The organism is Streptomyces sp. NPDC001889 (assembly GCF_053594535.1).
In genome coordinates this window covers 217,470-230,369 of the sequence record NZ_JBSFER010000005.1, presented here as the reverse complement: position 1 = coordinate 230,369, position 12,900 = coordinate 217,470, and the positions used below count along the sequence as shown (strand labels likewise).

Below are 12,900 nucleotides of genomic sequence, written 5' to 3'. Positions count from 1 at the left end.
CGAAACCGGTTCGCTCAGCGCCCCCCTCCCTCCCCTAGGCTTGTCCCGTGACCCCCGCCGAGCTGTCCCGTACCGTGCTGCACGCCGTGTGCCGCGCGGTGGAGGACGGTGCTCTGGCGGTGCCCGTGCCGGAGCACATCGGCGTGGAGCGCCCCCGGCCCGGCGGGTGCGGGGACTACGTCACCAATGTCGCGCTGCGGCTCGCCCGCGCGGCCGGGCTCCCGCCGCGCGCCGTCGCCGAGACCCTGCGGGAGCGGATCGCCCTCGATCCGGCCATCGCCTCCGTCGAGATCACCGGACCCGGGTTCCTCAACATCACCCTGGGGGAGGGGTCGCAGCGCGACCTCGTCCGGCGTGTGCTGGAGCAGGGACGGGAGTACGGACACCTGCGCCGGCGGGCGGAGCCGGCGGAGCCGGAGGCCGCCGTCACGGACGACGAGACCCGCGCCCGCCTCTGGCGGCAGACCACCGACCGGCTCCGCCGCACCCAGGGCCTCGCTCCCGCCGGCCGGCCGCCTGCCCTCCCCGTCCCCGCGCCCGCCCACGACCCCGGGCTCGGGAGCGACGCCGTGCGCTGGGGGCTGCTCGCCGCCGCCGCCCACGACCGGCCGAGGCTCGGGGCACCGCTGCTGCGGCAGCACGAGAGCAACCCTCTCTTCACCGTCCGGTACGCCCACTCCCGCGCCCGCGCCCTCACCCGCGCGGCCGGGCGGCTCGGCTTCACCTCCGAGCCGGGGGAGTCCTCCGGGGCGCCCGCCGCCCGGCTCGCCGGACTCATCGCGGACTACCCCGGCGTCCTCGCCTCCGCGGCCCGCCTCCACGCGCCCGACCGGCTCGTTCGGCACCTGGAAACCACCGCTGACGCCCTGCTCGCCTTCCAGCACACGGTGCTGCCCTCGGGCGACGAGAAACCCATGGCCGCCCACCGCTCCCGGCTCGCCCTCGCCGAGGCCGCCGGGACGGTGCTGGCCGGCGGCCTGTCCCTGCTCGGCGTCAGCGCACCCGAACATCTGTGAGAGAGACACCATGAGCCGTTCCGCACACCCCGCCGGGCCCCGCTACGCCGATGTGCTCCCCGAGGGCCACTACTCCGCGCCGCCCGCCGACCTGAACCGTCTCGACCCCAAGGTCTGGGCCCGCTCCGTCGGCCGCACCGACGAGGGTGTCGCCACCGTCGGCGGCCTCGAAGTCACCGCCCTGGCCGAGGAGTTCGGCACCCCCGCGTACATCCTGGACGAGTCCGACTTCCGCTCCCGCTGCCGCGCCTGGGCCGAGGCCTTCGGACCGGACGCCGATGTCTTCTACGCGGGCAAGGCGTTCCTCAGCCGCGCCGTGGTGCGCTGGCTCCACGAGGAGGGCCTCAACCTCGATGTGTGCTCCGGCGGCGAGCTGGCCACCGCGCTCGACGCCGGGATGCCCGCGGAGAACATCGCGTACCACGGCAACAACAAGTCGCCCGAGGAGATCGAGCGCGCCATCCGCGCCGGCGTCGGGCGGATCGTGCTCGACTCCTTCCAGGAGATCGTCCGGGTCGCCCACATCGCCCAGGGCCTCGGCCGCCGCCAGCGCGTCCAGATCCGGGTGACGGTCGGCGTCGAGGCCCACACCCACGAGTTCATCGCCACCGCGCACGAGGACCAGAAGTTCGGCATCCCGCTCGCCGGCGGCCAGGCCGCCGAGGCCGTGCGCCGCGCCCTCACCCTCGACGCGCTGGAGGTCGTCGGCCTCCACTCGCACATCGGCTCGCAGATCTTCGACACCTCCGGCTTCGAGGTCGCCGCCCACCGTGTGATCGGACTGCTGAAGGAGATCCGGGACGAGCACGGCGTCGAGCTGCCCGAGATCGACCTCGGCGGCGGCCTCGGCATCGCGTACACCCCCGACGACGACCCGCGTGAACCGCATCACATCGCCAAGGCGCTCCGGGAGATCGTCACCCGCGAGTGCGAGGCCGCCGGACTGCGCACCCCGCGCATCTCCGTCGAGCCCGGCCGGGCCATCGTCGGCCCCTCCGCCTTCACGCTGTACGAGGTCGGCACCATCAAGCCGCTGGCGGGCCTGCGCACCTATGTCAGCGTCGACGGCGGCATGTCGGACAACATCCGCACCGCGCTGTACGACGCCGAGTACTCGGTCGCCCTGGTCTCCCGGGTCTCCGAGGCCGCGCCCATGCTCTCCCGTGTCGTCGGCAAGCACTGCGAGAGCGGTGACATCGTGGTGAAGGACGCTTTCCTGCCGGCCGACCTCGCGCCGGGCGACCTGATCGCCGTGCCCGCGACCGGCGCGTACTGCCGCTCCATGGCCAGCAACTACAACCACGCGCTGCGACCGCCGGTCGTGGCCGTCGGGGACGGCGCGGCGCGGGTGATCGTCCGGCGCGAGACGGAGGAAGATCTCCTGCGTCTCGACGTCGGTTAATTGAGATAGATGTCTCGCATGCCGGACGGGGGATAGAAACTCTCGTCCGGTAGGTGAGACTGGTCCAATCCTGGAAGTAATGAGAAGCGAGGTCGGATGATGCGTACGCGTCCGCTGAAGGTGGCGCTGCTGGGCTGTGGAGTGGTCGGCTCAGAGGTGGCGCGCATCATGACGACGCACGCCGACGACCTCGCCGCGCGCATCGGCGCGCCGGTGGAGCTCGCCGGGGTGGCCGTGCGCCGGCCGTCCAAGGTGCGCGAGGGGATCTCCCCGGAGCTGATCACCACGGACGCCACCGCGCTGGTCAAACGCGGCGACATCGACGTGGTCATCGAGGTCATCGGCGGCATCGAGCCCGCCCGCACCCTGATCACCACCGCCTTCGAGCACGGCGCCTCCGTGGTCTCCGCCAACAAGGCCCTGCTCGCCGAGGACGGCACCACCCTCTACGCCGCCGCCGAGCAGCACGGCCGGGACCTCTACTTCGAGGCCGCCGTCGCCGGCGCCATCCCGCTGATCAGGCCGCTGCGCGAATCCCTCGCCGGCGACAAGGTCAACCGGGTCCTCGGCATCGTCAACGGCACCACCAACTTCATCCTCGACCGGATGGACAACTCCGGCGCCGGCTACTCCGAGGCGCTCGACGAGGCCACCGCGCTCGGCTACGCCGAGGCCGACCCCACCGCCGATGTCGAGGGCTTCGACGCCGCCGCCAAGGCCGCCATCCTCGCCGGGATCGCCTTCCACACCCGCGTACGCCTCGACGACGTGTACCGCGAGGGCCTGACCGAGGTCACCGCCGCCGACATGGCGTCGGCCCGGCGCATGGGCTGCACCGTCAAGCTGCTCGCCATCTGCGAGCGCGCCGCCGACGGCCGGTCCGTCACCGCGCGGGTGCACCCCGCGATGATCCCGCTCAGCCATCCGCTCGCCTCCGTCCGCGAGGCGTACAACGCGGTCTTCGTCGAGGCGGAGGCCGCCGGGCAGCTGATGTTCTACGGCCCCGGGGCGGGCGGCTCGCCGACCGCGTCCGCCGTCCTCGGCGACCTGGTCGCCGTCTGCCGGAACCGGCTCGCCGGGTCCACCGGTCCGGGCGAGTCCGCGTACAGCCGGCTGCCCGTGAGCCCCATGGGCGAGGTGGTCACCCGCTACCACATCAGTCTCGACGTGGCCGACAAGCCTGGCGTTCTCGCCCAGGTCGCGACGGTCTTCGCCGAGCACGGTGTCTCCATCGACACCGTGCGCCAGCAGAGCCGACCAGATGGCGGTGGCGAGGCATCGCTCGTCGTCGTCACCCACCGCGCGCTCGACGCCGCCCTCTCGGGGACCGTCGAGGCGCTGCGCGAGCTCGACACCGTGCGCGGTGTCGCCAGCATCATGCGTGTTGAAGGGGAGTAAAGGACCCATGACCAGCAAGGGCACCCACCAGTGGCGCGGCATCATCGAGGAGTACCGGGACCGTCTTCCGGTCACGGACACAACGCCGGTCGTCACGCTCCGTGAGGGTGGTACGCCGCTCGTCCCCGCTCAGGTCCTCTCCGAGCGCACCGGCTGCGAGGTGCATCTGAAGGTCGAGGGGGCCAACCCCACCGGGTCCTTCAAGGACCGCGGCATGACCATGGCGATCACCCGGGCGAAGGAGGAGGGGGCCCAGGCGGTCATCTGCGCCTCCACCGGCAACACCTCCGCGTCGGCCGCCGCCTACGCGGTGCGCGCCGGGATGGTCTGCGCGGTCCTGGTCCCGCAGGGCAAGATCGCGCTCGGCAAGATGGGCCAGGCGCTGGTCTACGGCTCGAAGATCCTCCAGGTGGACGGGAACTTCGACGACTGTCTGAATCTGGCCAGGAGCCTCTCCGAGAACTATCCGGTGGCGCTGGTCAACTCGGTGAACCCGTACCGGATCGAGGGGCAGAAGACCGCCTCCTTCGAGATCGTGGACGCGCTCGGCGACGCCCCCGACATCCATGTGCTCCCGGTGGGGAACGCCGGAAACATCACCGCGTACTGGAGGGGTTACCGCGAGTACGCCGCCGACGGCCTCTCCACCCGCACGCCGCGCATGTGGGGGTTCCAGGCCTCCGGCTCCGCGCCCATCGTGCGCGGGGAGATCGTCAAGGAGCCGTCGACCATCGCCACCGCGATCCGGATCGGCAACCCGGCCTCCTGGCAGCAGGCGCTGGCCGCGCGGGACGAGTCGGGCGGGTTCATCGACGAGGTGACGGACCGTGAGATCCTGCGCGCCTACCGGCTGTTGGCCTCGCGGGAGGGCGTTTTCGTCGAGCCCGCGTCGGCCGCCTCGGTGGCCGGTCTGCTCAAGGCCGCCGAGGCCGGGAAGGTGGACCCGGGGCAGCGGATCGTCTGCACCGTCACCGGGAACGGCCTGAAGGACCCGGACTGGGCCGTCGCCGGCGCCCCGCAGCCGGTCACCGTGCCGGTCGACGCCGTCGCGGCGGCCGAGCGGCTCGGACTGGCGTAGCGCTCGGGCCGTCCGCCCGGGTTCCGGGCCGGAACCCGGGCGGGAGCCGCCCCCGGGCGGCTCCCGCGCCGAGGCCCCGTACCGAATCGAGGGCGAAGGAAAGCCCTACCCCGGCGGAATCCGCGCCAAGCGGGGCAACGGCGCACGTAGAGGCACAGGAGGCTTGCGACACGCATCGTGCGCCTGCTGTGCGCCCTATGTCGCCGCAGAACCTTCCTTCGATAGGCTGTACCCAACCCGCCCCGCCGCATATGCCGCGGTGCAGTCGCCGTGATGGCCCCCGGGTACGCGTTCCCCCGAATCCAGCAGCACCCCTGACATCCAGCAGCACCCCGCAGACCGAATCCCCCGGAGCCCGCAGCCACGGAGCCGGAACGTCCCGCAGGCCGTAAACGCCTTGTGGCCAAACGTCAGAACACAGAACATCAGAACGTCTCGCAGTCAGAACCAAGGAGTGTCACGAGCGATGGCCGGTCCAGCGTTCCGCGCCGCCGCCGTCCGAGTGCGCGTGCCCGCCACCAGTGCCAATCTCGGCCCGGGCTTCGACGCCCTCGGGCTGTCCCTGGGGCTCTACGACGATGTCGTCGTCCGGGTCGCGGACTCCGGTCTGCACATCGACATCGCCGGTGAGGGCGCGGCCACGCTGCCCCGCGATGAGAACCATCTGCTCGTACGGTCGCTCCGTACGGCCTTCGACCTGCTCGGCGGGCAGCCGCGCGGGCTGGAGGTCGTCTGCGCCAACCGCATCCCGCACGGCCGCGGACTGGGGTCCTCGTCGGCCGCCATCTGCGCCGGAATCGTCGCCGCCCGCGCGGTGACCATAGGAGGCGACACCCGACTGGACGAAACCGCCCTGCTGGAACTCGCCACCGAGATCGAGGGGCATCCCGACAACGTCGCCGCCTGTCTGCTGGGCGGCTTCACCCTCGCCTGGACCGACTCCGGAGCCGCGCGCGCCATCAGGATGGAGCCCGCCGATTCCGTCGTTCCGGTGGTTTTCGTGCCCGAGAAGCCGGTGCTCACCGAGACGGCCCGCGGACTGCTCCCGCGGACCGTCCCGCATGTGGACGCCGCCGCGAACGCCGGTCGCGCGGCCTTGCTCGTCGAGGCTCTGACCAGGCGTCCCGAGCTTCTGCTGCCCGCCACGGAGGACCGGCTCCACCAGGAGTACCGCGCCCCGGCGATGCCGCAGAGCGTCGACCTGGTCAACCGACTGCGCGCCGACGGCGTCCCCGCGGTCATCTCCGGCGCGGGCCCCACCGTGCTCGCGCTGGCCGAGGAGAGCGCGGCCGACAAGGTCGCGCGACTCGCCGGTGAGGGATGGGCGGCCAACCGGCTCGCCTTCGACACCGCGGGGGCGAGCGTACTGCCGCTCACCCCGGCCGGCGCCGCCTCGTCCGGCGGCGAGATCCCCGCGTAGTCATGCGCGACCACCGGCCGACAGTGGCCGATAAGGCCCGTCGATACGTACCGATGCGCAGTGATGCGCGGTGATTCAGCGTGACACGAGATTGCCGGTGGTGGAGAGGGGGAATGTTTGTTGGAGCCGGTAGTGTTAACCTCAAGTCTGCACCCGAAGCCTTTGCGGCTCGGAGCTTCGTGTCCCGATTCGGGACCGCCAATTCTTCCGGGAGCCTCCCCAACTGCCTGAGCAGCCTGCCTGAGCAGTTTCGAGCACGCTCCGGAACCGGCACGACACCTCCCGCTCCGCCACAAGTGGGCCGAGCAGGGGGACCTCGGGCCGGACTTGCATGTATCTGACTCTCCGCCGCACCACATCCGGCGGGGACCACCGCCCCGGCACGGTCCGCTCAGAGAGACCGCCGTCGGACAGCACAACCGGTCGCCGAGCCAGAAGGCCGACGTCCGCTCCAGGGAAGGACCCTTCGTGAGCGACACCACCGATCTGATGGGCGTGAGCGCCGACAACACCGTCGACACCTCCGCGCCCGCCGCAGGTGCTGCCTCCGGCACCACCTCACGGCGCCGCCGTTCCGGCACCGGCCTTGAGGGCATGGTCCTGGCCGAGCTGCAGCAGGTCGCGTCCGGCCTCGGCATCAGGGGCACCGCGCGTATGCGCAAGAGCCAGCTGATCGAGGTCATCAAGGAGGCGCAGGCCGGCGGCGGAGCCGCCAAGGCCACGGCCTCGGGGGACTCGGCCGCCAAGAGCGCCAAGAGCGCCGAGACCGAGACCAAGCCGAAGCGCCGCGCCACCTCCAAGGCGCGTACGGGTGACACGGCCGCCGCCGCCGAGCCCGCCCCGGCCGCCGCCGAGAAGGCCGCCGCCCAGCAGCAGATCGACATTCCCGGCCAGCCCGCCAGCGACGACCAGCCGGCCGGCGAGCGCCGCCGCCGACGCGCCACCGCGCAGGCGGGCAGCCCGGAGGTCCAGGCCGAGGCCCGGACCGAGACCGCCGCTGTCGACGTCAAGGAGAAGGACGGCGCCCAGCCGGACGCCAAGGCGGACGCCGCCGTCTCCGCCTCCGCCCAGGACGGCGAGGGCCGGCGCGAGCGCGGCCAGCGCGGTGACCGCGGCGACCGTGGTGACCGGGGCGAGCGCGGCGACCGCCGTGAGCGCCAGCGCGACCGCCGCGGCGGCAAGAGCGACGACCAGCAGCAGAGCGGCCAGCGCCAGCAGCAGGGCGGCCAGCGCCAGCAGCAGCCTGGTGGCGGCAGCGCCGCCCAGCAGCAGCAGGACGATGACGACTTCGAGGGCGGCCGCCGCGGCCGCCGGGGCCGTTACCGCGACCGCCGCGGCCGTCGTGGCCGTGACGAGTTCACGAGTGAGCCGCAGGTCTCCGAGGACGACGTCCTGATCCCCGTCGCGGGCATCCTGGACATCCTCGACAACTACGCGTTCATCCGTACGTCGGGCTACCTCCCGGGCCCCAACGACGTCTACGTCTCCCTCGCCCAGGTCCGCAAGAACGGTCTGCGCAAGGGCGACCACGTCACCGGCGCGGTCCGCCAGCCCAAGGACGGCGAGCGCCGCGAGAAGTTCAACGCGCTCGTCCGGCTGGACTCGGCCAACGGCATGGCGGCCGAATCCGGCCGCGGCCGCCCGGAGTTCAACAAGCTCACCCCGCTCTACCCGCAGGACCGGCTCCGGCTGGAGACCGACCCGGGCGTGCTGACCACGCGGATCATCGACCTGGTGTCGCCGATCGGCAAGGGCCAGCGAGGTCTGATCGTGGCCCCGCCGAAGACCGGCAAGACCATGATCCTCCAGGCCATCGCCAACGCCATCACGGTCAACAGCCCCGAGTGCCATCTGATGGTCGTCCTCGTCGACGAGCGCCCGGAAGAGGTCACCGACATGCAGCGGTCGGTGAAGGGCGAGGTCATCTCCTCGACCTTCGACCGCCCGGCCGAGGACCACACCACCGTCGCCGAACTGGCCATCGAGCGCGCCAAGCGCCTGGTGGAGCTGGGGCACGACGTGGTCGTCCTGCTGGACTCCATCACCCGCCTGGGCCGTGCGTACAACCTCGCGGCCCCCGCCTCCGGACGCATCCTCTCCGGTGGTGTCGACTCGACCGCGCTCTACCCGCCGAAGCGCTTCTTCGGCGCCGCGCGCAACATCGAGGACGGCGGCTCGCTGACCATCCTGGCCACCGCGCTGGTCGACACCGGCTCGCGCATGGACGAGGTGATCTTCGAGGAGTTCAAGGGCACCGGCAACATGGAGCTCAAGCTCGACCGGAAGCTCTCGGACAAGCGGATCTTCCCCGCGGTGGACGTGGACGCGTCCAGCACCCGCAAGGAGGAGATCCTCCTCGGCAGCGAGGAGCTGGGCATCGTCTGGAAGCTGCGCCGGGTGCTGCACGCGCTCGACCAGCAGCAGGCGATCGAGCTGCTGCTCGACAAGATGAAGCAGACGAAGTCCAACGCGGAGTTCCTGCTCCAGATCCAGAAGACGACCCCGTCGTCGGGCAACAACAACGACTGACGCACGTCAGCGCCGGACCGCCCCGTCACCGCTCAGGTGACGGGGCGGTCTCATTTCCCGGGGATTTCCGGGGGATTTCCCGGGAAAAGGCGTATCCGGCTGGCCAACGCCTCATAGGGGCACATACGATCGATCAATCCAGGTGGGGGGTTCCAGGGGGATTCCTGGGGGATTTCCGCAGCGCCGGGGTGGATCGCCGCGCCCATGAGGCCCGCGCCGCCGCCCGGACTGCCCGACACTCTTCGCGCCCCGCCACCACCCTCTCCCGGTGGGGCACTCGCGCCCCACCGACCCGACACCCCGAGGTGGTCACCGAGTGCCCAACCGCTCACGTGCCGGCCGGCCGCAGCGCCGGATGAGACATGAGATACCCGCGGTCGCGACCGTGCTGGCCCTGGCCGGCACCGGTCTGCTGGCCTCCGGCGCCCAGGCGGCCGAGCCCGTCCCCGCGCCGACCCCCGCCGCGGCACCGCAGCAGACCGGCGCGCCGTCGCCGCGGGAGCTGACCGAGCGGGTGGCCGACACCCTGAAGGTCCTCCGCTCCGCCGACCGGCCCGCCACCCGGCCGAGCCCGCGGGCCGCCAAGCAGCAGCCCGCGTCCGGCCCCAGCGCCCGCATCATCGGCGGCAAGCACGCCTCGATCGCCTCCGCGCCGTGGATGGCCCAGCTCTACTTCACGGACGCCTGGGGCGACTCCTACTCCTGCGGTGGCGCCGTGATCGCCCCCACCAAGGTCGTCACCGCCGCGCACTGCGTCGACGGCATCAACTGGAAGCGCGACGGCGCGATCGTCACCGGCGCCGACCGGGTGCCCACCGAGTCCGGCAGCGGCCTGAATCTGCACGGCGGGCAGCTCAGCTCCGTACAGCGCCAGTGGCAGCACGCGAAGTACGACGACTGGTCGCTCAACAACGACGTCGCCGTGCTGACCCTGGCCGCGCCCGTCAAGGCCAAGCCGCTGCCCATCATGAAGTCGGGCGACACCGGGCTCTACAAGGCCGGCACCGACGGCAAGGTGTACGGCTGGGGCCTCACCGGCTCCGGCCCGGGCGCCCAGGGCTCCGACCGGCTGAAGGTCGCCGACGCCGACGCCCAGTCCGACGCCAACTGCAAGAAGGCGTACGGATCGAACTTCAAGGCGGGCACGATGTACTGTGCCGGCCGCGCGCCCACCGGCAAGGACAGCACCTCCGAGACCAGCTGCAACGGCGACTCCGGCGGCCCGCTGGTGGCCGGCGGCCGGCTCGTCGGCATCGTCTCCTGGGGCGACCTCAACTGCTCCGCCAAGGGCAAGTACGGCGTCTACGCCAAGGTCAGCGCCTACCAGGCGCAGTTCCGCGCCCGGGCCGCCGACACCAACTGGAGCGGCGACCAGTACGCGGACCTGCTGGCCCGCACCGGCAAGACGCTGTACGCCTGGAACACCAAGAGCGGCAAGACCCTCGCCCGGGGCGCGAACCTCGGCGACTTCAGCGGCGTGAACCTGATGGTCCAGGCCGACCTGAACCGCGACGGCCGGCAGGAGCTGCTCTACCGCTCCTCCGCGGGCGGCGACGTGTACTGGGCCAACGGCTCCGCCCAGCCCAAGCTCGTGACCACCCACTGGCGCAGCCACAAGCAGATCCTGGTCCCCGGTGACCTCACCGGCGACGAGATCGCGGACGTCGTGGTCGTCACCACCTCGGGCAGCGCCTGGATGTACCCGGGCAAGGGCAACGGCACCTTCGGCACCTCCGTCAAGGTCGGCACCGGCTGGAACGAATACAGCATGGTCCGGGGCCGCGGCGACTTCACCGGCGACGGCAAGGCCGATGTCCTCGGCCATGTCCACGGCGGCAAGATCTACGTCCACAAGGGAACCGGCGACGCCAAAAAGCCGTTCTCGGGCCGTGTCCAGATGGGCACCCACAGTGGTCTCAACGCGCTGGCCACCACCGGTGACGTCAACGCCGACGGCCACGCCGATCTGCTCGCCCGCGACATGAAGGGCAAGCTCTGGCTCTACCCGGGCAGCGGCACGTCCTCCGCGATCCTCGGCAAGCGTTCCGAGGTCGCGAGCGGTCTCTCCGGCTACAACCTCTTCGGCTGATCCGCACGGACCGGCCCGTGCGGCACTGATCCGTACGGCGCCGCGTCCGTACCCCCGTGCCCACCGTGCCCACCGCGCTCCCCGCGCTCCCCGCGCGGTGGGCACGGTCCGTTTCCCCCCGGCTCCGCTCCGGGGCCGTTTTCTCACCCTGTTCTCAGCCGCCCGTGCAACCCTTTCCCTCCCCGAGCGGTCTCCCCGGTGGCGGAGCAAGAATTGACAGCACGCACCCGCCGGGCGTGGCCGGCCCGCCAGGGGGCAGCTGAGGAGCAGGAGCCGAAGGAGGCCCATGGGCGAGCAGAGCGGCAGCGGAGGCCGGATAGGCGGCCGTGCCGGGCGGGGCCGCGGAACCGGCTCAGCCGGGCGCCGGGCCGGGCGCCTCACCGTCTGGGCGCTGGCCGGGCTGCTCCTCGCCGGCGGCGCGGGCGCGGGCTATGTGTATGTCACGCTCGACGGCAACATCGAGGGCATCGACATCAACGCCCGGCTCGGCACCGACCGCCCGGAGGACATCGACAACGGCTCCCTGGACATCCTCGTCCTCGGCTCCGACTCCCGCTCCGGCTCCAACGCGCGGTACGGCGGCGACGAGGGCGGCGCCCGCTCCGACACCGCGATGGTGGTGCACCTGCACGACGGCCGCGAGAAGGCGAGCGTGGTCTCCATCCCGCGCGACACCCTCATCACCCGCCCCGCGTGCACCGACGACGACGGCGGAACCGTCCCCGCCGAGAACCGGGCGATGTTCAACACGGCCTACGAGGTCGGCGGGCCCGCCTGCGCCGTGAAGACGGTCGAACGCATGTCCGGCATCCGGATGGACCACTACATCGAGGTCGATTTCTCCGGCTTCAAGAAGCTCATCGACGAGCTGGGCGGGGTGCGCATCACCACCAGCGAACCGATCAGGGACCCGAAGAGCCGTCTCGACCTCGCCGCCGGCACCCACACCCTCGACGGGGAGCAGTCCCTCGGCCTCGTACGGACCCGCAAGAGCGTCGGCGACGGCAGCGACCTCGGCCGCATCCAGCTCCAGCAGGCCTTCATGAAGGCCTTCCTCGCCCAGGTCAAGGACGTGGGCGTGGTCTCCGACCCCACCAGGCTGCTGGACATCGCCAACACCGCCACCCAGGCCATCACCCCCGACTCGGAGCTGGACTCCGTACCCGAGCTGATGAGCTTCGCGCGGGGGCTCAGCGGCCTCAGCCCCTCGGACGTCGACATGGTGACCCTGCCGGTGGAGTACGACCCGGTGAACCCCAACCGGGTGATCCCGCTCAGGGGCGCCGCCCAGCAGGTCTGGACCGCCCTCGGGCTCGACCGGCCCATCCCCGCCGCCGCCCTGAAGGACTCCGCGGGCGACAAGGGCGACGCGGGCACCCTCGTACAGGACAGCCCTCCGCGCCGCACCCAGGAAGCCGCCCCCTGAGCCCCCTCCCTGGGGAGACGGCCCTCCGCGGGGCCCCGGGAATAGTGGGGCGCCCACCCCGGTTTTGGGAGATACGCCCAGTCCTGGCAGACTGGTACGTCGGCCCCGGTTCACGCACGGGCAATCCGCCCGGGCGACCCGGCGCCCTCCCGAAACTAGGAGACACCTTGAAGCGCGACATCCACCCCGAGTACATCGAGACCCAGGTCAGCTGTACCTGTGGCGCCTCGTTCACCACTCGCAGCACCCTCGACACCGGCGCCATCCGCGCCGAGGTCTGCTCCGAGTGCCACCCGTTCTACACGGGCAAGCAGAAGATCCTCGACACCGGTGGCCGCGTGGCCCGCTTCGAGGCCCGCTTCGGCAAGGCTGCCGGCTCCGCCAAGAAGTAGCGAGCCAACAGCGCCGGTTTCCGGCCGCCCCCACACGGGCGGCCGGGACCGGCGCTTTGCCGTCCCGCACACGGTGGTCCGCACCGCCGCCGGGACCCCGCGGCACCAGCCGCTGACAGCCCGGGTATGCGCAGTGCCGTCCCGCGGGAA

9 protein-coding genes are annotated in these 12,900 nt (G+C 71.9%); all 9 read left to right on the top strand.

Annotated features, from left to right (window positions below; genetic code table 11):
* Window positions 1-47 precede the first annotated feature (47 nt).
* The 9 genes from nrtL to rpmE all read left to right on the top strand — a co-directional run bounded on the left by nrtL (window position 48) and on the right by rpmE (window position 12,750).
* Window positions 48-1,016 (top strand): ArgS-related anticodon-binding protein NrtL, encoded by a 969-nt coding sequence (nrtL, locus tag ACWCRA_RS07645; protein ID WP_451067017.1) that lies wholly within the window; start codon window positions 48-50, stop codon window positions 1,014-1,016.
* Window positions 1,017-1,026: 10 nt separating this feature from the next.
* Complete coding sequence (lysA, locus tag ACWCRA_RS07640) at window positions 1,027-2,418, top strand: diaminopimelate decarboxylase (RefSeq protein WP_351550278.1); 1,392 nt, start codon at window positions 1,027-1,029, stop codon at window positions 2,416-2,418.
* Between the two features lie 96 nt (window positions 2,419-2,514).
* A complete protein-coding gene (locus tag ACWCRA_RS07635; RefSeq protein ID WP_351550276.1) occupies window positions 2,515-3,816 on the top strand; it encodes a homoserine dehydrogenase in 1,302 nt (433 codons plus the stop codon).
* A 7-nt stretch (window positions 3,817-3,823) separates the two neighbouring features.
* Entirely contained in the window at window positions 3,824-4,894 is a 1,071-nt protein-coding gene (thrC, locus tag ACWCRA_RS07630) for a threonine synthase (protein WP_351550273.1), read from the top strand.
* Between the two features lie 466 nt (window positions 4,895-5,360).
* Entirely contained in the window at window positions 5,361-6,314 is a 954-nt protein-coding gene (gene thrB, locus ACWCRA_RS07625) for a homoserine kinase (protein WP_351550271.1), read from the top strand.
* A 468-nt stretch (window positions 6,315-6,782) separates the two neighbouring features.
* Window positions 6,783-8,843, top strand: a complete 2,061-nt coding sequence (gene rho, locus ACWCRA_RS07620) for a transcription termination factor Rho (protein WP_451067016.1) — start codon at window positions 6,783-6,785, stop codon at window positions 8,841-8,843.
* A 355-nt stretch (window positions 8,844-9,198) separates the two neighbouring features.
* Window positions 9,199-10,932, top strand: a complete 1,734-nt coding sequence (locus tag ACWCRA_RS07615; RefSeq protein ID WP_351550265.1) for a trypsin-like serine protease — start codon at window positions 9,199-9,201, stop codon at window positions 10,930-10,932.
* 286 nt (window positions 10,933-11,218) lie between these two features.
* Window positions 11,219-12,358 carry an LCP family protein gene (locus ACWCRA_RS07610; protein ID WP_451067015.1) on the top strand — a complete coding sequence of 380 codons (1,140 nt, stop codon included), beginning with the start codon at window positions 11,219-11,221 and terminating at the stop codon, window positions 12,356-12,358.
* A 167-nt stretch (window positions 12,359-12,525) separates the two neighbouring features.
* Window positions 12,526-12,750: a 50S ribosomal protein L31 gene (gene rpmE / locus ACWCRA_RS07605; RefSeq protein WP_351550259.1), complete on the top strand. Its 225-nt coding sequence runs from the start codon at window positions 12,526-12,528 to the stop codon at window positions 12,748-12,750.
* Window positions 12,751-12,900: the final 150 nt, after the last annotated feature.

Coding starts and splice junctions, on each gene's coding strand:
- ACWCRA_RS07610 (WP_451067015.1), top strand. CDS start 11,219: ATGGGCGAGCAGAGCGGCAGCGGAGGCCGGATAGGCGGCCGTGCCGGG.
- lysA (WP_351550278.1), top strand. CDS start 1,027: ATGAGCCGTTCCGCACACCCCGCCGGGCCCCGCTACGCCGATGTGCTC.
- thrC (WP_351550273.1), top strand. CDS start 3,824: ATGACCAGCAAGGGCACCCACCAGTGGCGCGGCATCATCGAGGAGTAC.
- thrB (WP_351550271.1), top strand. CDS start 5,361: ATGGCCGGTCCAGCGTTCCGCGCCGCCGCCGTCCGAGTGCGCGTGCCC.
- ACWCRA_RS07615 (WP_351550265.1), top strand. CDS start 9,199: ATGAGACATGAGATACCCGCGGTCGCGACCGTGCTGGCCCTGGCCGGC.
- ACWCRA_RS07635 (WP_351550276.1), top strand. CDS start 2,515: ATGATGCGTACGCGTCCGCTGAAGGTGGCGCTGCTGGGCTGTGGAGTG.